Source organism: Ruminococcus flavefaciens (assembly GCF_900108555.1).
Lineage (GTDB): Bacteria > Bacillota > Clostridia > Oscillospirales > Ruminococcaceae > Ruminococcus > Ruminococcus flavefaciens_P.
In genome coordinates, this window is record NZ_FNWV01000001.1 from 713,790 (window position 1) to 731,953 (window position 18,164).

17 protein-coding genes are annotated in these 18,164 nt (G+C 43.5%); 7 read left to right on the top strand and 10 right to left on the bottom strand.

What is annotated here, in order from left to right:
• Positions 1-311 precede the first annotated feature (311 nt).
• The gene (locus BLW60_RS03005; RefSeq protein ID WP_074714401.1) at positions 312-1,157 is read left to right on the top strand and encodes a Rossmann-like and DUF2520 domain-containing protein; all 846 of its coding nucleotides are present in this window, start codon (positions 312-314) and stop codon (positions 1,155-1,157) included.
• A 55-nt stretch (positions 1,158-1,212) separates the two neighbouring features.
• Here the strand turns inward: BLW60_RS03005 and BLW60_RS03010 are convergent, their stop codons facing one another.
• The 3 genes from BLW60_RS03010 to BLW60_RS03020 all read right to left on the bottom strand — a co-directional run bounded on the left by BLW60_RS03010 (position 1,213) and on the right by BLW60_RS03020 (position 4,034).
• Entirely contained in the window at positions 1,213-2,094 is an 882-nt protein-coding gene (locus BLW60_RS03010) for a DegV family protein (protein ID WP_074714402.1), read from the bottom strand.
• A 164-nt stretch (positions 2,095-2,258) separates the two neighbouring features.
• On the bottom strand, positions 2,259-2,750 hold the full coding sequence (locus tag BLW60_RS03015) for a hypothetical protein (protein ID WP_074714403.1): 492 nt from the start codon (positions 2,748-2,750) through the stop codon (positions 2,259-2,261).
• A gap of 225 nt (positions 2,751-2,975) precedes the next feature.
• Positions 2,976-4,034 (bottom strand): alpha/beta fold hydrolase, encoded by a 1,059-nt coding sequence (locus BLW60_RS03020; RefSeq protein WP_074714404.1) that lies wholly within the window; start codon positions 4,032-4,034, stop codon positions 2,976-2,978.
• Between the two features lie 143 nt (positions 4,035-4,177).
• Here BLW60_RS03020 and BLW60_RS03025 point away from each other — a divergent pair, with 143 nt between their 5' ends.
• The gene (locus BLW60_RS03025; protein WP_074714405.1) at positions 4,178-5,188 is read left to right on the top strand and encodes a dockerin type I domain-containing protein; all 1,011 of its coding nucleotides are present in this window, start codon (positions 4,178-4,180) and stop codon (positions 5,186-5,188) included.
• 271 nt (positions 5,189-5,459) lie between these two features.
• Positions 5,460-5,792 (top strand): hypothetical protein, encoded by a 333-nt coding sequence (locus BLW60_RS03030; protein ID WP_074714406.1) that lies wholly within the window; start codon positions 5,460-5,462, stop codon positions 5,790-5,792.
• Positions 5,793-5,910: 118 nt separating this feature from the next.
• Here BLW60_RS03030 and BLW60_RS03035 read toward each other — a convergent pair whose 3' ends face one another.
• Complete coding sequence (locus BLW60_RS03035; protein ID WP_074714407.1) at positions 5,911-6,909, bottom strand: GGGtGRT protein; 999 nt, start codon at positions 6,907-6,909, stop codon at positions 5,911-5,913.
• Between the two features lie 15 nt (positions 6,910-6,924).
• Entirely contained in the window at positions 6,925-7,617 is a 693-nt protein-coding gene (locus tag BLW60_RS03040; RefSeq protein ID WP_009985666.1) for an iron-sulfur cluster assembly scaffold protein, read from the bottom strand.
• 225 nt (positions 7,618-7,842) lie between these two features.
• On the opposite strand from BLW60_RS03040, the gene BLW60_RS03045 reads away from it, so the two are divergent.
• Complete coding sequence (locus tag BLW60_RS03045; RefSeq protein WP_074714408.1) at positions 7,843-8,310, top strand: C-GCAxxG-C-C family protein; 468 nt, start codon at positions 7,843-7,845, stop codon at positions 8,308-8,310.
• 413 nt (positions 8,311-8,723) lie between these two features.
• Complete coding sequence (locus tag BLW60_RS03050) at positions 8,724-9,689, top strand: GGDEF domain-containing protein (RefSeq protein ID WP_207645901.1); 966 nt, start codon at positions 8,724-8,726, stop codon at positions 9,687-9,689.
• Positions 9,690-9,726: 37 nt separating this feature from the next.
• Here BLW60_RS03050 and BLW60_RS03055 read toward each other — a convergent pair whose 3' ends face one another.
• From BLW60_RS03055 to BLW60_RS03070, 4 genes are all read right to left on the bottom strand, one after another.
• Positions 9,727-10,245: a cysteine hydrolase family protein gene (locus BLW60_RS03055; protein ID WP_074714410.1), complete on the bottom strand. Its 519-nt coding sequence runs from the start codon at positions 10,243-10,245 to the stop codon at positions 9,727-9,729.
• 117 nt (positions 10,246-10,362) lie between these two features.
• Positions 10,363-12,828, bottom strand: a complete 2,466-nt coding sequence (locus BLW60_RS03060; protein ID WP_074714411.1) for a glycoside hydrolase family 44 protein — start codon at positions 12,826-12,828, stop codon at positions 10,363-10,365.
• 63 nt (positions 12,829-12,891) lie between these two features.
• Positions 12,892-13,788 carry a helix-turn-helix domain-containing protein gene (locus tag BLW60_RS03065; RefSeq protein WP_074714412.1) on the bottom strand — a complete coding sequence of 299 codons (897 nt, stop codon included), beginning with the start codon at positions 13,786-13,788 and terminating at the stop codon, positions 12,892-12,894.
• A 112-nt stretch (positions 13,789-13,900) separates the two neighbouring features.
• Positions 13,901-15,508, bottom strand: coding sequence for a leucine-rich repeat protein (locus tag BLW60_RS03070; RefSeq protein ID WP_074714413.1), 1,608 nt, complete (start codon positions 15,506-15,508; stop codon positions 13,901-13,903).
• Between the two features lie 141 nt (positions 15,509-15,649).
• Between BLW60_RS03070 and BLW60_RS03075 the strand changes: the two genes are divergently transcribed.
• Positions 15,650-16,003, top strand: a complete 354-nt coding sequence (locus BLW60_RS03075) for a C-GCAxxG-C-C family protein (RefSeq protein WP_074714414.1) — start codon at positions 15,650-15,652, stop codon at positions 16,001-16,003.
• 75 nt (positions 16,004-16,078) lie between these two features.
• Entirely contained in the window at positions 16,079-17,107 is a 1,029-nt protein-coding gene (locus BLW60_RS03080) for a 3-deoxy-7-phosphoheptulonate synthase (protein ID WP_074714415.1), read from the top strand.
• Positions 17,108-17,151: 44 nt separating this feature from the next.
• Here the strand turns inward: BLW60_RS03080 and BLW60_RS03085 are convergent, their stop codons facing one another.
• Positions 17,152-18,069 carry a magnesium transporter CorA family protein gene (locus BLW60_RS03085; RefSeq protein ID WP_074714416.1) on the bottom strand — a complete coding sequence of 306 codons (918 nt, stop codon included), beginning with the start codon at positions 18,067-18,069 and terminating at the stop codon, positions 17,152-17,154.
• Positions 18,070-18,164: the final 95 nt, after the last annotated feature.

Consider the following 18,164-nt stretch of genomic DNA (forward strand, 5'->3'; position numbering starts at 1 on the left):
GCATTTGTCACGCTCTGTAATATATACTCGCAGTCCCGAAAACGACTGTGACGCTGTATGAAAAAAATTTTTTCCGTTATATTTTATCACAAAATATCGGATAAAACAACTCCTCTGCTAAAAAACGCCTGTTTTCCTCTATCAAATTGCACAAAAATAAAACTGACCATATGTCAGGGGACATAATACAACTGCAAATTGATGCGTACAAGTTGATTTTTTGCAGATTTTTAGCACAAATTATTGTATGCACAGCACAATCGTGATATAATTAGTATAGTAACAATATTGGGTTACAGGAGGATATTAAAATGAAAATTGGTTTTATTGGTGCCGGTAAAGTCGGGTTTTCACTCGGTAGATATTTCGTTGAAAACGGACTTACCGTATCCGGATATTACAGCCGTAATATCCAGTCACGAACGGAAGCTTCACGCTTCACAAGAACAAAGGCATTCGACGAGCTGGCTGATCTTTTAAACAGCAGCGATACGGTGTTCATAACCGTCCCCGATAGCGCTATCAGGGAAGTATATGAGCAGATAAGGGATATCGGCATAGCAGGAAAACTGATATGCCATTGCAGCGGTGCGATGTCTGCACTTGAAGCTTTCCCCGATATCGCAAGATACGGCGGCAGCGGCTGCTCTATACACCCGCTTTTCCCTGTCAGCAGCAAATACGACTCATACAGGGAATTCCATAATGCTTTCTTCTGCCTTGAAGGCAGCGAAGCTCATGTTATGCAGTGGAAAAAGATATTTGAGGACATGGGCAATCCCGTGAGAGTCATCTCAAGCAGCCACAAGCATGAATATCATGCAGCCTGCGCTGTTTCCAGCAATCTCGTATGCGCACTTGCGGAGGAAAGCGTTGATCTTCTCAAAAAGTGCGGTTTCAGCGAGAACGAAGCTTTAGCAGCTCTCCAGCCCCTTGTAATGAGCAATATCCGCCATATCTTCAAGGTAGGTCCTGCGGAAGCTCTTACAGGTCCTATTGAGCGAAATGATGTCCAGACAGTCCAGAAACATATCGAATGTCTTAACCAGGAAAGCGACAAGTCAATGTACAAGGCAGTTTCACGCAAGCTTGTTGAGGTCGCTCAGAAAAGACACCCTGACAGCGATTACAGAAAGATGAACAGGATACTTTTATAAATACACATAAAAATACAGCCCGAAAGCAGCTAATAAACTGCCTTCGGGCTTTTTATCAGTCTATTTTAAGTGTACGCTCGGTCATTCCCACTGCTACGCCCTGTGTGTTCGTTCCCACATGACAGGCGATGCTGCACGAAAGCGGACGGTATACTACCTTATATCCTACAAACTCAGCCTTGACCTTGTCAAACCACTGTTTCGCAGCACGTTTGTCCTCAAAAGTACCTGCCGCACCTATGCTCAGCTTGTCCTTGGGTATGCCTGCATACTTTTCAGCAATATCCTTGTGAACGGCTTCGAGCATTTTCTGCTCGGCACCTGCCATTCCCCTGACTCTCGCATATGCATCAAGCTTGCCGCCCTGTATTTTAAGTATGGGCTTCAGATTGAGCACAGTCGCAATAGCAGCACCTGCGGCGGTTATTCTGCCTGTCTTTGTTATGCGCTTGAGACTGTGGAGCGTTATATATATATCGTTCTGATACGCATTTTTTTCAAGCAGCTCCTTTATCTCGGCAGCATTCTTTCCTTTGTTCGCAAGATACTTAGCATCGTAAACAGAGTCAAGAAGGGTTACGGATATACGGTGATTGTCGATAACGACCACCTTTCCGTCATATTCTGCCGAAAGTGCCTTAGCTGTACTGCACGAACCGCTCAGACCGCTTGACATTGGGATATAGACAAGCTCGTCATACCCCTCGGAAAGTATTTTGTCCCACATTTCCGTCATTGCTCCCGGGGACGGCTGAGACGAAACAATATCCTTGTTTTCGTTCAGTGCCTTATAAAGTTCGTCATGGGTAAGTGTCACTTCCTCAAGATAATCCTTTCCGTCAATAATAACAGGCATTGGCAAAACATATATGCCGTATCGGCTGCCCTCCTCAAGTGATATACCACTGTTAGTGTCAGTCATGACCGCAGTTCTCATTCAGTTTTCCTCGTTTCCATCAGCTTTATACATCTCTGCACCAGCAGAGCAAATTTCCCATAGGTGATTATACCATTATACGCCGATATTGTCAATAGAACTCGGCTTGCGGACATAAAAAAGCTTCGGGCAATTACTTTGTCCGAAGCTCTTTCACTATCATCTCACCATGAGAGCTTATTGTCCTCTATCTTAGCGTCAAGAAGCTGGCAGTACAGATTTACGCCCTCTTTGTAATAATTGAAAGTACCTGATACCGTTATTTCACTGTCAAGAGCAGGATAATCATCGGGATATTTGTGCTCGCCGTCAAGTACGAACTCTATTCCCTGTGAGCAGCAGGCTGTAGCATCACTTATGAGCACAGCAAAGTACTCATTGCCTGTCTGATCGTCCTTGAAATATGAAAAAGGACCTTTTACACGTATTTTCTGTCCCATATAATTGTCAGGATTTGATACCATATCATAGACCTGTGCATAGACCATCTGTGAATTCAGCTCTGTCAGATCCACATCGTATCCGTTTACAGCAACAGCTGCTTCTGACTTTGCAGATGTATCAGCATCAGATGATGCGCTTTCTTTCTGTGCTCCGCAGGAACAAAGGCTCGCTGCTAAAAGCAGCGGTATAAATAAAGATCTTTTTAAAGACATCTTTTTACGCTCCTTATAAATTGATAATCAATTTCATTTTCAATCATATTATACCACTATATTTTCAAAAAATCAAGCCGCATAAAAACTTTTTTCCAGAAAAAAGGCTGCTGAAAGGAGAGCCCCTACGGTGAGATCGCGGCATAAAATTACCGAACCCATGATCACAGGCTCGGTAACCCACTTTTCCGTTAAGATGAAGTAACTGATAAGCAGCCCTCGTTATTACAGATTTTTGCTGAAAAACTCATCTATAAGCTCCACAAGCTCATCATTCGTACCGTTATACAGCTCCTTGACGATCATATCAACGAACTTTATGTATTCATCGTCGGGAATATCGTCACCGTATTTCTCCTCAAGCTCCTCACGCTTTGGATTAATGACTTCTTCCTTGTATTTCTTGTACTCAGGAGTATAGAAATAGCTGTTGTGACCATTCCTGCCCTCTTCGTCAAACACCTTGTATTCCACATTCGGGTTTGTTATCTCGCTCTTATGCGCAATAACGGAAGCTCCGTCATAGCCTATGACATCATCATCGTTTCCGTGGAGCACAAGCACAGGTATTCCAGACTTGTTTATGCCGTCAACTGCCGATATTGAGGAATTGCTGCCGAATTCCATTTTATTATACAGCCATACCACAGGATCAAGCAGCTTGCCCCAGAAGCCATATCTTACGCCGCAAGTCTCTGAAAGCTCTTCAAACGGTGTATTATAGCCAGACATAGTTATATCTGCTTTTACATCATGGTCAAAATTGAGCACGGCTGCCGCTGCATATCCGCCCCAGCTGTGTCCCAGCACAAATTTATCAAGTATATTTAGACGCGCATCGCTTTCCGCATAAGTAAGTGCGTTATCAAGGTCGAGGACCGACTGTGCAAGTCCTTTTGTACCCTCACCCTCGCTGTAGCCGCTTCCTGTAGCGTCATAGGCGAATACACGCCAGCCGCAGTCCACAAGCCGCGTAATAAGCGAGAGATACATCTCGTGACCGCTGCCTATGCCATGAGCGAATACGATAAGTCCCTTGTTGTTGTCCATGCCGTATATGTAGCCTTTGAGAGTATTGTCCCCCGACTTAAAGCTTACTTCTTCACGGGGATATTCATTCTCATAGTGGTCGTAGAACCATGTTGCAGCTTTGTTCCTGTCAGGATAATCGCCTCGTCCGAAGCTCTTCGACATTTCCTTTGACGTTATTATGTATGCTATTACAAAAGATATTATCAGAAATAAAAATAATGCTATGAATACTCTTTTCAGTACTTTTTTCATTGCTCTTTCCCCCTTGCTTTCTGTTAATTATACCACTTTGGATTTTTGATGTCAACAACCGCAAAGGACGGTATACATAATCATTGACATTATATGCCGAGTCTGCTAAAATAAATGTATCTTATTTTTTATGGAGGTAACATATGAAAAACACAGTAACAAAATTAGTAACGGCTTTTCTTTCTGCTTCTGTATTGATGATATCATCTGCTGCTCACGCATTTGCTGCATATGAGCTCGGTGATGTCAATAACAACGGATTTGCAGACGCAGTAGACGCATCGCTCATTCTGTCGGAATACGCAAGCAGCGCGACTGAGAAAGGCGGAAGCTTCACGACTGAACAGAGAAAAGCCGCTGATGTCAACCATGATGATCATGTTGATGCAGTTGATGCTTCACATATCCTTGCATACTACGCATACAAGTCCACAAGCGGTACTCTCGACCTTGAAACTTACGTAAACGATCCCCCTACGACTACTAAGGCTGTAACCACAACCACTACAACAACGACTACGACCGCTGTTACCACCACGGTAACTGCTGTATCTGTAGATTACAGCGAGGATATCATAGGCTTCTGGGAGCTTGTTCCCGATGACGAAGATGATACCGACAAAATGGGTCTCTTCTTTGCTAAAGACGGTACAGGCGGAGTATACGAAATTTCCTCCGATATGTTCCGTTTCGACGGAGATGATTTCATTTTATCCGATACAGTTGTCCCCTCACCGCTCTTCTCTGATGATAACGGCAAGATCGTGATCAACGACAGTAAAGAAAATATTATCGAAATGGAAAGGATAAAAAGTACAAACGGATATCTCGGAACATACCACTTCTATGGCGGTAAGTTATACGACATTCTGATAAACGGCTTCAAGCTTGACCGCAAATCAGAAGTAAATCCTATTTATGCTATACTTGACTTCTACGAAAACGGTCAGAGCAAGATAGTTTTCAAAAATTACTACTCTTATGATCTGAACGGAAACAGAATTGAATTATCAGAAAATGAAAACCTTATGGTACTGTTTAATGGTCCGGGTACAATAAAGATCGAGGGAGATAAAATGTCTGTTACGGACGGCAATGAAGAAGTGCTCTTTACAAGAGTAAAATTCCCTTCAGATGAAAGCCTGCTTTATTAAATATGTTTATCTGCTGCGGTAACTATGAATGTTACCGCAGTGTTTCTTTGTTCATTCAAACAGCGAGTTTACAAAATAGCAACATATCGTCGTTTTCTACAAGTCTACACCCTATTTTTCTACAGCAATATAGACAACATTGCGGAATTTTTTTAAGGCAGTATAACGAATAAAATTAATAAACTGTAACATTTCAAAAAAAGGGGTTTACAAATCCCCCTATTACAGGTATTATAATAACATAATTTTTTATTTTATAGGGGGCTTTTTTATGAAACTTTTTTCAATGTTAGGAGCAATTTACGACGACATCACGACAGGTGCAAATTCCTACATCTACGATGAGGATTATGACTGCTTATATCTGCCTGTCAGCAAAGAGTTTGTCAACCAGATCTTAGGAAGAAAGTGTGAGCAGTGCGGAGTTCTTGTTTTCACTATGGACAGCAACTTCTGGTATTCGGTTGACAGCGTTCTCATCGACGAAGATGAGACACCAAGGGATCTGAGAGAAGAAATCAATGAATACGTTGAAGACCTCGAGTTAGGTCATCAGTATCAGGCACTCAGCTGTGCTATCTCAAACGTATTCTGCAAGATCTGACAACGCAAAGGACCGCCTTTTATAGGCGGTCCTTTTTCTCTTCTGATACATCAACATTATTCTCACATAAGAAAGAGCAGTCCAAACGGACTGCTCTTTCTGTATATTCGGTAATAAATTACTTCATAGCCTCTTCAACAGCAACTGCGCAAGCAACTGTTGCACCAACCATCGGGTTGTTGCCCATACCGATAAGTCCCATCATCTCAACGTGAGCAGGAACAGATGAAGAACCTGCGAACTGAGCGTCAGAGTGCATACGGCCGAGTGTATCTGTCATACCGTATGAAGCAGGGCCTGCTGCCATGTTGTCTGGGTGGAGTGTACGTCCTGTACCGCCGCCTGAAGCAACTGAGAAATACTTCTTGCCAGCGTCAACGCGCTCCTTCTTGTATGTACCTGCAACCGGGTGCTGGAAACGTGTTGGGTTTGTTGAGTTACCTGTGATAGATACGTCAACGTTTTCCTTCCACATGATAGCAACGCCTTCTCTTACATCGTTTGCACCGTAGCAGTTAACCTTTGCACGGAGACCATCTGAGTAAGCCTTGCGGAATACTTCCTTAACTTCGCCTGTAGCGTAGTCCATTTCTGTCTCAATGTATGTAAAGCCGTTGATACGAGCAATGATCTGAGCAGCGTCCTTACCGAGACCGTTAAGGATTACGCGGAGTGGCTTCTGACGAACCTTGTTTGCCTTCTCAGCGATACCGATAGCACCTTCAGCAGCAGCGAATGACTCGTGACCTGCGAGGAATGCGAAACACTCTGTATCTTCTTCGAGAAGCATCTTACCGAGGTTACCGTGACCAAGACCAACCTTACGCTGATCTGCAACAGAACCAGGGATACAGAAAGCCTGGAGACCTTCACCGATAGCTGCAGCAGCGTCAGCAGCTCTCTTGCAGCCCTTCTTTATAGCGATAGCGCAGCCTACTGTGTAAGCCCACTTTGCATTTTCAAAACAAATTGGCTGGATACCCTCTACGAGCTTGTAGATGTCGAGTCCCTTAGCCTTGCATACGTCAGCACACTCTTCGATAGAGCTGATGCCATATTCTTTAAGAACAGCGAGAATCTGCTTCTCACGTCTCTCATATGATTCAAATAAAGCCATTTTTACAAGTCCTCCTTAGTCTTTTCTTGGATCAACGATCTTAACTGCGTCAGCAACTCTGCCGTACTGGCCCTGAGCCTTTTCAAATGCAGTGTTTGCGTCATCGCCTGCCTTGATAAAGTCCATCATCTTACCAAAGTTGATAAACTTGTAGCCGATGATCTCGTCGTCCTCATTAAGAGCAAGACCTGTGATATATCCGTCTGTGAGTTCAAGATAACGTGGTCCCTTCTTGAGAGTACCGTATGTAGTACCGATCTGTGAACGGAGTCCCTTACCAAGATCCTCAAGACCTGCACCGATAACGAGACCGCCCTCAGAGAATGCAGACTGTGAACGTCCGTATACGATCTGGAGGAAGAGCTCTCTCATAGCTGTGTTTATAGCATCACAAACGAGGTCTGTGTTAAGAGCTTCAAGAATTGTTCTGCCCGGGAGGATCTCAGCAGCCATAGCAGCGGAGTGAGTCATACCTGAGCATCCGATAGTCTCAACGAGAGCTTCCTGGATAACACCTTCCTTAACGTTAAGTGTGAGCTTGCAGGTACCCTGCTGAGGTGCACACCAACCGATACCGTGTGTAAATCCGGAAATATCCTTTATCTCCTTAGCCTTTACCCATTTTGCTTCCTCAGGTATCGGAGCTGCGCCGTGAGCAACGCCCTGTGCGATAGGGCACATTGTTTCAACTTCGTGCGAATAAATCATTATAAATACTCCTTTCGGTTTTTAGACAGCCGAATAAACTGCCCTTGCATACAGTAAACATTATACTACATTTCATTAGGTTAATCAAGAAAAAAGCTCAAAAATAACCCCCATTATTGTTAGTATATAATAACAATAATGCAGACTTTTTATCCTTTCTGCGTTGATTTTATGCCGAAAAAGTTATATAATTATTCCACTGATACATATTAAGGAGCTGTTTTTATGAAATACGATCATGCTGAAAAAGCCTGTCAGCTTTTTGCAGACGGACTCAACTGTGCTCAGTCTGTCCTTGTGGCTTTCTGCGATGTTACAGGACTTGACAGAGAGCTTGCTGTAAAGCTTTCCTCCTCATTCGGCGGCGGAATGGGACGTATGCGCGAGGTCTGCGGTACCTGCTCTGCCATGTTTATGATAGCAGGTATAGTTTACGGTCCGGGCGAAAGCTTCTCACACGAGGATAAATCGGAGCATTACAAGAGGATACAGTATCTCGCTTCTCAGTTCAAAGAGGCGCATGATACCATTATCTGCCGCGAACTGCTGAAAGGACTGGCTGTCACAAGCACTCCCGAGCCGGAGAAAAGAACAGAGGAATATTACAAGGTGCGCCCTTGTGTAAGGTTCGTTCGTACTGCTGCTGAAATAATGGACAAATATTTATCTGAAAACCCACCTGCAAACGGCTAATTTTCGACAATATAACATTTTTGTGCATATAGTCACAAATTGCTCTCCTATGGCGTATTTTACAAAAATTGCGCTTTCACGCTCAAAAGTTTTTACCCTCTTCCTTTCCACCAAATAAAGCCGAAAATACAGCAATGTTTGTGATTTTTTCCTGTACAGGCTATTTTTTACAATTTATTTATTGAAATTTGTATTGATTTGGTGTATACTATTCTATAATAGATTTTTATGAGTAAAAACTCACCCGAAGGGAAGTGACTTTTTATATGACCTTCCGAAACAGTTCGGAGATCCTGCGTGAGTTTATAGAAGATCATCAGCATTTATTTGACAAAACACACGAAAAGACGATATATATAATCGGTCTTAGCAGTTGCCTTTTTACACATATTTCCTATTTGATCATGTTTTATATGCTTAATATCAAGGAAATGATGTACTTCAATATTGGCAGCATCGCATTTTATTTAGCTACTTTGATTTTTGTACCGATATTAAAAAATGAAAAAAGCCTTTTGATCTATCTATCTGACATCGAGATCATAGCTCATGCTACATACGCCACACATCTTCTCGGCTGGAAGCCCGATTTTGCAATGTTCCTGCTGCTGATAATCCCTGCAACCTTTCTTACTCAGAGCAGACGGTTCTATATACCTTTTATCATCACCTTCATTTCAATGGGTACATATCTTTATTTGAAATTGACAGTTACAGATGATACCGTATTTAAATATGTTCTTGAAGACGCAGGTACTCTCAGAGCCATGCATATGACTAATGTTTTCATATGTGTATTTATAATGGTTTTTTCTTCTGCGATATTTATGCTTCATCGTGAATATATGGAGTTCAAGCTCATCAATCAGCGTGAAACGTTCAAAAATCTCGCTTCTATCGACCCTCTTACACAGCTTTACAACCGCCGTGCTATGAACGAGAACATAAGGACTATCCGCAGAGAGTGTCCTACTCCTTCTACAAGCTATGTTATCGGTATCGGTGATATCGACAACTTCAAGCGGATAAACGACACCTACGGACACGATATAGGCGATAAGGTACTGGTCTATGTTGCAAATCTCTTCATAAGCCTTATCCCAAAGGGAGGATACGCTGCCCGCTGGGGCGGTGAGGAATTCCTCTTCGTTATCCCCGAAGCTACGATAAAAGACGGTGTTGAGTTCACGGAAAAGATACATAAGTCTCTGAGAGCTCATATTTTCGAGATAGAGGACTGTGAATTCGGCGTTACCATGACATTCGGCGTTAACACGGGAATACAGACAGATAAGATAGACAGCGTTATCACAAAAGCCGATAAACGCCTTTATAAAGGCAAAAACAACGGCAAGAACCATACAGAGTTCACTGATTAAAAAACGGAAGGCAGGATACCTTCCGTTTTTGTTTTTTTCAGATATATTTAACGCCGAGAGATGTGAGCTTATCTCTCATTTTCTTATGCTTTGCATCGGAGAAACGGCAGCCTGTGCTCTTTTCGATTATACTTACGGTGAGTCCTGCCTTGACTGCTCCCTTTGCCGTAGCTCCTACACAGCCGCACTCGTCAAGTCCGCAAAGAACTACCTCTTTATAGCCCTGAGACTTCATGTGCTCCCTGAATTTTGAAGCTGTAAAGGTATCGGGAAGATTTTTCTCGAAATACAAGTCTGTTACCTTATCCATTCCCTTATAAAGCTCCGCGCCCTCTGTTCCCTTTATTGAGAAGCCGATGAACCACTTATTTGTGAATATATTCGGGAACATCTGCGCAATATAGATAACATCATCGCCGTTTGCATGAAATTCATTTATGCTCCTGTTCACTTCTGCGGTAAGCTTGTCGGTATCATAGCTGAATTTCTTCATTCTCTTGTCCCAGAGATAATCATTCTGCATATCAATTACGATAAGTGCCTTTTTGTCTGCCATTTTCAGTCCCTCATTTCAATGTTTGTTAAAAATATTATATCGCATTTTACCGCCAATGTCAAGCAAAAAGGACTCCTTTCGGAGTCCTTTTTTATGAGAGGTATTAAAAATTGGATATTACTTTTCAGCCTTTTCGGGAAGTGAAGGAATAAGCTTTAACAGGTATCTCTGTATTGATACTGCGTCATTTGTTGTAACTCCGTCACCTGTGTTGTAAACATCTGCGTTCTTTGAGCCCTTATCGGTGATATGGCTATTGTCTGAACCTGTAAGTCCGTACTTATTTGGATTTGCAAGGCTCTGCATGATGAGTACTGCGTCTGAGAGGTCAACTTCATTATCGCAGTTAGCATCGCCGTATTTAACATCGGCAGGTGTACCTGATGTTGTTACTGTTGTTGAAGCAGCAGTTGAAGTTGTAGTTGTTGCCTTTGATGTTGTTGTAGTTGCTGAAGTTGTGGTCGTAGTTGTTGTATCAGGCTTTACTGTAGGTGTTTCGCCCTGTGCATACTCATATATTACCTGTATGCTCTTGTAATCAACTGCGATAACATCTTCTACGGAAGCTTCGCTCTTTTCGGAAGCGTCCCACCACTTCTGGAGCTCTATCTTGCCGTCAGCAACAGTTGCCTTGAGCTCCTCAACTACCTTGTCAGCGCCCTCACCTGTTTCCTTGTTGAGTATGCCGTCAAACTTGACTGTAGCCGTGGAATTGCCCAGATTAAGGCTGTAGCTCTTGTATGTCCAGAAGTTCTCGCCTGCGTCTGAAACTGCGTTTATACATACTGCGCAGCCTGCTGTTCCCCAGCCTGAACCTGCACTTGAAGTAACATTGCCGTTGATGATTATCTTTGAAAGGTGCTTTGCGTCCTCGATAGGCACTACAACATAGCCCTTGTCATTTGTAAGCTTCTTTATATCTGTGTATTCTTTTGTTACTGTCTCTGTCTTTGTCTCTTCAAAGGTCTTGAGTCCGTCAAAAGCGTCTGCCTTATCGGAAACTACTACCATAGCAGCAGAGAAAGCAGGGAGCTCTACATTTACCTTGTTATCCTTTACGTCCTTAACGATGTCGATGAGCTTTATCTGCTCGTCATCGCCATAAATGGCGTAAACAGCTGCCGACTTGTACTTGTTGTCTGTGTTTTTAAGGTCGATAACTGCATTTTCAGCTTCCTTGAGGTCCTTGTTTGTGACCATTACAGTTACCTGTGAGTCGTCCTTTGCATTTACAGCAGCATATGTGCTGGACTTTGAAACGTCCTCACTCTTGGCAGGGACAAGTGTATCGCCAAAGCTTCCGCCCTTGCCGTCATAGTTTGTGTAAAGGTTGATGCCCGAAACGATGAACGGCTCGCCGCCCCAGAGTGATGCGAAGTAAACGCCCTGATCCGCATAGCAGCCAAGTGCCTCGACCTCAGCGATAGTGCCCGAAGCATCATTTCCGCCGCCGAAGTTGTACTCGGAGATACCGAGCTTTGTGCCCGGGTAGTACTTGTCGATGGAAGCCTGTATAGTCGGGAGTATCGGTACATTCTGCATACACCACTGACCTATCCAGCTGTTCTCGGAGAAGCCTTCCTCATAGAGAGTGCGTACAGACTGAAGTCTGTCCTCAATGCCGTTTCTTGCAGACTCTGAGTAGTAGTGGATATCAAGTACATCAAGGAGTCTCGTGCCTGTCTCCTCGGAAGCCTTTTTCATCTGGTCAAGATAGCAGTCAAGATACCAGTGATAGTTATTTGCAGCCTTTACTTCCTCCCACTCGGTATGTGCATCGTCGTCATCGAGGTGGTCGAAAGCTGTATAGCCGTAGAGAGCAGGTCCGAACACCTCTGCATCTGGATCAAGCTTCTTTACATTTCTTGCCATTTCTATGGACTTTTCACCAAGCTCCTTGATAGTTACAGGCTCGGGGTGCATTCTGCTGTGTGTGTCGTTCCAGAGTACAGGCTCATTGTCAAGGCTGTAGCCCTGAATACCTGTCTCAGACTTTGAATTGCCCAGCTTCTTGATGATGTAGTTCACATACTCGTCCATGTATACTACTCCGTCCGTAAGATCCGGAGTATCTGCAAAAGCAGCGTCCTTTGTGAGAACTACCTTGTTCCAGCGTTTTGAAGGAGCTTTCTCCTCCTCCGTTACCGTGCCGTTCTTATCTGCTGAAACATAGCCTGCAAGCTGCAGTGTTGTGAGCTTGTAGCCCACATTGTTCTTTGCTGCGTCCTTTGAGAGTACCTGAACGCAGTCAGCGGGATCATCTGATTCCGAGAGATTTGTGTCCGAGCTGTGCTTCCAGTCAGAACCTGCGTTGGAAGCGTTTGTCTCCCAGTTGTATGCTGTCATACGGTTGCCGCCCTGACGGACAGCATAGGTTTTCACGTCCTTTAGATTAGTGGTGTATTGATTCACGCCATAGATAAGGGGAGATATCTCTTTTCTTTCACCCTTGAGATCGACTGTGATATTCATATCATAGCCGCCTGCTGCATTTGCGGTACTGTTAGAGATACCGCTCATGGGAGCAGTAACTGCGCAGCCTGATACGACACAGGCTGCAAGAAACGCTGCTGTCTTTTTCATGTTTTTTCCTCCTGTTTTTAACCATGCCTAAACGGTCTTTTTAACAGCTTATGCTGTTATCGCCTATAGCTCGCCTTCCTTCCACCACGGCACCTGCGGTACTATCTCGTCCTGTTCACCGTTCTCACGTCTGAAAGCTCCGCGCTCCCATAATTCAACATTGGGATCCATGTATTTCAGATAGTTGGTAATGGTCTTAGCCAGTACCAGTATAAGTGTAAGTGAAGTATGATGTGTGTAGCCGTAGAGTATGACAGGCTGGTCATTAATATCGGCAGAAACGCGCCAGACAAGTCCGAAACGGTCGAGCCTGTCGATGATGTGCTGGACCTTTTCCGACGGTATGTCCAGTTTTTCCGATATCATCGCTACCGAGAACATCTTGTTCCTTACGCTTGCTCCGAGATAGCTTATTATACTTATTGCATCATCGTCGGCAAGTGTATTGAACAGCCTTACCATATTTGTGGTGTCACCGAAGTAGGAATTAACGCCCTTTTCGGGTATCTCAAGGAAACAGAAGTACCTGAGATCGGTATTCAGCCGTGAGAGTGCTAATTCACGGTCTGTTTTAAGTCCTGCAAAGGTCTCGTGCTCAAAGCTTGTGCGCAGCCTGCCCACTGTATCTTTATTGGGGTTGCAGGCGCAAAGCGCAGTATACATCATTTTCATGAAAAGCTCTGAACGCTTTTCTTCGGGAACAGAACGCATCTCGTCATCTATGAGCTGTTCTATATCCCTCTCGCTGTCCATGACCTTTACACCGAAAAGAGAATCAAGTGAGATGTTAAGCTCCTTTGCAAGCCGCGGAAGGAGCTCACCGTCGGGATAACTTGAATTCTCCCATTTTGATACTGCCTGCGGCGAAACATTCAGCCGTGCCGCAAGCTGTTCCTGAGTCAGCCCTAAAGCTTTTCTGCGTTTTACAAGGTTTGTTCGGAAAGTGCTGTTTTTATCCATTTTCATCTCACCTTTTCGTTTCTATAATCATTCTACCACAACTTCAGGTAGATTACAAGCGAATATAAATAGATTAAATACAACCAACGGTTGATTTTTGCTGTTCATTAAACTACTCCGCACTATTTACAAGGACTTTTCTGAGTTTTATCATATCAAAAACATCGGTGTTTCCGCTGAGATCAAGGTCTGAAAGAGGCAGGTCGTCCTCACTTATGGATTCTTTTCCCAGAAGATATCTGCTCATTTTCACAAGATCGGATACGCCGACCTCGCCGTCCGTATTCATATCTCCCATACTGTATTCACACACAGGCGTTACATTGCTCTGAAAGCTGTGAAGCGAAGTAGGTTTGCAGATCTTCCAGCTTGCGTGTGCTCCTCCTGCTTTTTTCATCTCTGCGTCCGATCTCATGAACCAGTCATAGGATATACTGCTGCTGTCGATATCGTCCCATGTTGTGTCAATGTGGAAATAATGGCAGCCAAGCTTTACGATATTCCACGAGTGTATACCGTTCTGTACAAAGCAAGTCTCTATGCCTGCATCATGGCAGAGAAGATTTAATATCCTTGCATATCCCTCACATACCGTTGTTTCATTCATGAACACAGATGCATCGTTGTGGTTTTTTCTGCTTGTCTCATCACCCGGATCGTATTCTGTGTTCCTGCATATCCAATCGTGCAGTGCCCTGACTTTTTCAACATCTGTCATATCATCTGTGATATTCTCGGCAACTACCTTTCTTACCTGTGCCGTGACGTACTGATCTACAAATCCCACATTATCAGATGAGGCGAAATGCTCGAAAATGAACTCCTTGTACTCGGGAACAAAATCCCCTGTCTTACTGTCAAAGGCAGGCTTAGAGTTTATGTTCATAAGCTTGGGGCAATTGTCAAAAGAAGCATCGGAAGTCACCTCAGCGTCTGTAAGGTCAATGTTTTCAAGCTCGGGGCAATTGTAAATGCTGAGATCACTAAGGGCTATACTGCCCGAAAAGCTTATTTCTTCAAGGGCATTACAGTCACTGAAAGCGCGTGAGTCTACCTCGGAGTTATTGAGCTTCACGCTTTTCAGCGATCTGCAATTTGCAAACGCACTTCTGCCGATGACCGACGGCTTATCGTAATCCACCTCGCTTAAATTTGTATTGGAAAATGCATAAGATCCCACCTTAACTCTCTTGTACTCCGTGGGCATATTCACCTTTTCCAGAGCTGTGCAGTCTTTAAATGCATCGCTGGTAAATTCAAGGGTGTTTACACTGTCGGCAAATCCGATGATCTTCAGCTTTTCGTTCCCCTCAAAGCATATCTCACTTGCATCGGTAACATAAGGCAGATAAAGATCTTCTACATTGGAATCAGCAATATAATAACTATAAAATTCGACATCAGGATATGTGACCGACTTTACAAACGGATGATCACTCCATACGATATCACATTCTCTGACTTTCATCTCTTCAAAATATTCAGGTATCACTACATTTTCCTTATTGCCCTTATATTCGTGCAAATCAGCATATTCGCCGTAAAATCCTGATATAGTAGCTTCCCATTCATCTGAAACGAGCCTGTTTCCGCCGCCATAGTAATATATGGGAGGTGTATCTGCTGCATATCCTGATAAGCTCCCCGTACTTCCGACAGTCGGTACAAGTGTAAGCATCAATGCTCCTGCGGTTATTGCTGTATGTTTTATTTTATTCATTGCTATCCTCATTTCCAAAAAATTTTATATATTAATAATAGCACAAAATGCCATGGATTTCATTATATTTTTATTAAGCAGTCTTTACTTTTGCCGTTTTTTCTGCTATTATATAGTTATCAATCACAAGGAGTGTTCAAAATGGCAGAAAAAACCGAAAAAGCCGTAAAGTATCATAAAAGCTTTTACAGCTGTTCCGCATCTGTACTCTGTGCCTTTGCCGATGACGCAGGCTTGGACATGGAACAGGCAAAAGCCGCAGCTGCGCCATTTGCAGGCGGAAAAATGATAAAATGCGGTGCTGTAATGGCGGCAGAATATGTTCTCGCAATGAAGTACGGTAAAGATACAGACAAGATAAGCGAATTTGAAAAAGAGTTCATTTCACGCAACAAGTCTGCGATCTGCCGCGAATTAAAAAGCGGTCTGCGCACTTGCAGAGGCTGCGTTACAGATTCCGCCGAGATACTTGAAGAAATGCTCAGCAACAGCTGAAAACGCTATTGATTTTTTTCACGCAAAGTGATATAATTCTTTTGTTATAAATCATCAGAGAGGAAGAAATACTGTATGAATATGAACTTCAAATGCAAGCTTCCTATCCCTGCCGAGGTCAAAGCACAGTACCCCGTTTCGGAGGAGCTTGAAAAGGTAATAGAAGCAAGAAACAAGCAGATCGCCGATGTTATAAGCGGAAAGTCCGACAAGATGCTCCTTATCATCGGACCTTGCTCCGCTGATATCGAGGAAAGCGTTCTCGATTACATCTGCCGTCTGAGAAAGTTGCAGGAAAAGGTAGAGGATAAGATACTCATCGTGCCACGCATCTACACAAACAAGCCAAGAACTACAGGAAAGGGCTACAAGGGAATGCTGCATCAGCCCGACCCAAGCAAAGAGCCTGATATGTACAAGGGCATAGTTGCAATACGTGAAATGCACCTCCGCGCAATACAGGAAACAGGCTTTACCTGCGCTGACGAGATGCTCTACCCCGAAAATCACCGTTATCTCAACGATCTCCTCGGATATGTGGCTGTGGGAGCTCGTTCCGTTGAAAATCAGCAGCACCGTCTTACTGCCAGCGGTCTCAATATACCTGTAGGCATGAAAAACCCTGTAAGCGGCAGTATACCTGTACTTATGAACTCTATCGAGGCTGCACAGTCAGGTCACACCTTCCTGTACCGCGGCTGGGAAGTAAGCACAAAGGGCAATCCCCTTGCACATTCCATACTCAGAGGTTTTGAGAACAATTACGGTCAGCATATGCCTAATTATCACTATGAGGACTTACAGCTCCTCTTTGATATGTATCAGCAGAAGGGCTTTGAAAATCCTGCCGTTATAGTTGATACCAACCACTGCAACTCAGGCAAGCACCCCCTCGAACAGCCAAGAATAGTCAAGGAAGTCATCAGCAGCTGCCGCTATAACAGCGATATCCGCAAGCTTGTAAAAGGCTTCATGGTCGAAAGCTACATCGAGGACGGCTCACAGAAGATAGATGAGCATATCTACGGCAAATCTATCACCGATCCTTGTCTCGGCTGGGAAAAGACCGAAAAAATGATACTTGATATCGCAGACAGACTGTGATAAGAAAAGCTGCCTTTAAAGGCAGCTTTTCTTATCGACTCGGTTTACAGCCATTTTTTCTTTCTGAAAAATATCAGGCTCACGATAACTATTATAACACTTATCAGTATAACTATGGGATATGACGCTTTGAATTCAAGCTCGGGCATATATTTGAAGTTCATTCCGTACCAGCCTGCAATGAGAGTAAGCGGCATAAAAATAGTCGTTACAATGGTAAGTATGGTCATTATGCGATTCTGCTTTATATCCAGCTGGGACTGATAAAGCTCGCGTATCTGCGCGGTATAGTCTCTCAGAGCTGCGGTAGTATTATGGAGACGCGCGATACGCTGAGTAAAGAGGCGGAAATATCTCAGGTTTTCGTGTGCAAAGAAGTTATTCTCATTTTCCTCAAGCTCCTGTCCGAGATCCTCAAGCTGTTCGTAGTGTATCCTCATATCGCGGAGATCGCTTCTTATCTCACTTAAACGCTTGGGATAATTATCCTCTTCTCCTGCAAGGATCTTATCCTCCATTTCGTCGAGCTCAGCATCGTATTTTGCAAGAATACCCTGATCTATATAGATTATCTGCTCTAAGAAATCATAGATGAACCTTTCAAGGGACGGGTTAGTCCAACGCTTGCTTTTTACGATTTCTTTGATTATCTCCTCAACAGTACCGCTGTCATCAATGAACACTATTCCCTTTTCGTCCAGAGCAAAAGCGAAATTATTCTTTTTTTCCGCAATATTATGCCTGTCGGGAATAGAAAATGTACCTGTAAGTGAATCATAGTTCACTTCCGCCTTTGTACTGTGTATCTCTGAGGTACTCACTTCAAGGTCAATGCCCATATCAAATTTTGAACTGTTGCCGAGCCATTCCTCAGTCGAAAGCACCGCAACATACTTTGCCTTTGAGTCCTTTGGTCTTAAATTCTTGCATTTTTCAAGAGTATCCTTAATAAGATAAAACATAGTATTCTCCCTTTGTATCACGAACGTTTTTTTCATTATATCACACAAGTACACACAAATCAATATCACCGAAAAATAAATACCTGTAAAGCCTC

Bases quoted from the DNA above. Each gene is read 5' to 3' on its own strand.
- BLW60_RS03080 (WP_074714415.1), top strand. From the start codon at position 16,079: ATGAATATGAACTTCAAATGCAAGCTTCCTATCCCTGCCGAGGTCAAA.
- BLW60_RS03030 (WP_074714406.1), top strand. From the start codon at position 5,460: ATGAAACTTTTTTCAATGTTAGGAGCAATTTACGACGACATCACGACA.
- BLW60_RS03075 (WP_074714414.1), top strand. From the start codon at position 15,650: ATGGCAGAAAAAACCGAAAAAGCCGTAAAGTATCATAAAAGCTTTTAC.
- BLW60_RS03035 (WP_074714407.1), bottom strand. From the start codon at position 6,909: ATGGCTTTATTTGAATCATATGAGAGACGTGAGAAGCAGATTCTCGCT.
- BLW60_RS03065 (WP_074714412.1), bottom strand. From the start codon at position 13,788: ATGGATAAAAACAGCACTTTCCGAACAAACCTTGTAAAACGCAGAAAA.
- BLW60_RS03015 (WP_074714403.1), bottom strand. From the start codon at position 2,750: ATGTCTTTAAAAAGATCTTTATTTATACCGCTGCTTTTAGCAGCGAGC.
- BLW60_RS03025 (WP_074714405.1), top strand. From the start codon at position 4,178: ATGAAAAACACAGTAACAAAATTAGTAACGGCTTTTCTTTCTGCTTCT.
- BLW60_RS03060 (WP_074714411.1), bottom strand. From the start codon at position 12,828: ATGAAAAAGACAGCAGCGTTTCTTGCAGCCTGTGTCGTATCAGGCTGC.
- BLW60_RS03010 (WP_074714402.1), bottom strand. From the start codon at position 2,094: ATGAGAACTGCGGTCATGACTGACACTAACAGTGGTATATCACTTGAG.
- BLW60_RS03040 (WP_009985666.1), bottom strand. From the start codon at position 7,617: ATGATTTATTCGCACGAAGTTGAAACAATGTGCCCTATCGCACAGGGC.
- BLW60_RS03005 (WP_074714401.1), top strand. From the start codon at position 312: ATGAAAATTGGTTTTATTGGTGCCGGTAAAGTCGGGTTTTCACTCGGT.
- BLW60_RS03070 (WP_074714413.1), bottom strand. From the start codon at position 15,508: ATGAATAAAATAAAACATACAGCAATAACCGCAGGAGCATTGATGCTT.
- BLW60_RS03055 (WP_074714410.1), bottom strand. From the start codon at position 10,245: ATGGCAGACAAAAAGGCACTTATCGTAATTGATATGCAGAATGATTAT.
- BLW60_RS03020 (WP_074714404.1), bottom strand. From the start codon at position 4,034: ATGAAAAAAGTACTGAAAAGAGTATTCATAGCATTATTTTTATTTCTG.
- BLW60_RS03085 (WP_074714416.1), bottom strand. From the start codon at position 18,069: ATGTTTTATCTTATTAAGGATACTCTTGAAAAATGCAAGAATTTAAGA.
- BLW60_RS03045 (WP_074714408.1), top strand. From the start codon at position 7,843: ATGAAATACGATCATGCTGAAAAAGCCTGTCAGCTTTTTGCAGACGGA.
- BLW60_RS03050 (WP_207645901.1), top strand. From the start codon at position 8,724: ATGCTTAATATCAAGGAAATGATGTACTTCAATATTGGCAGCATCGCA.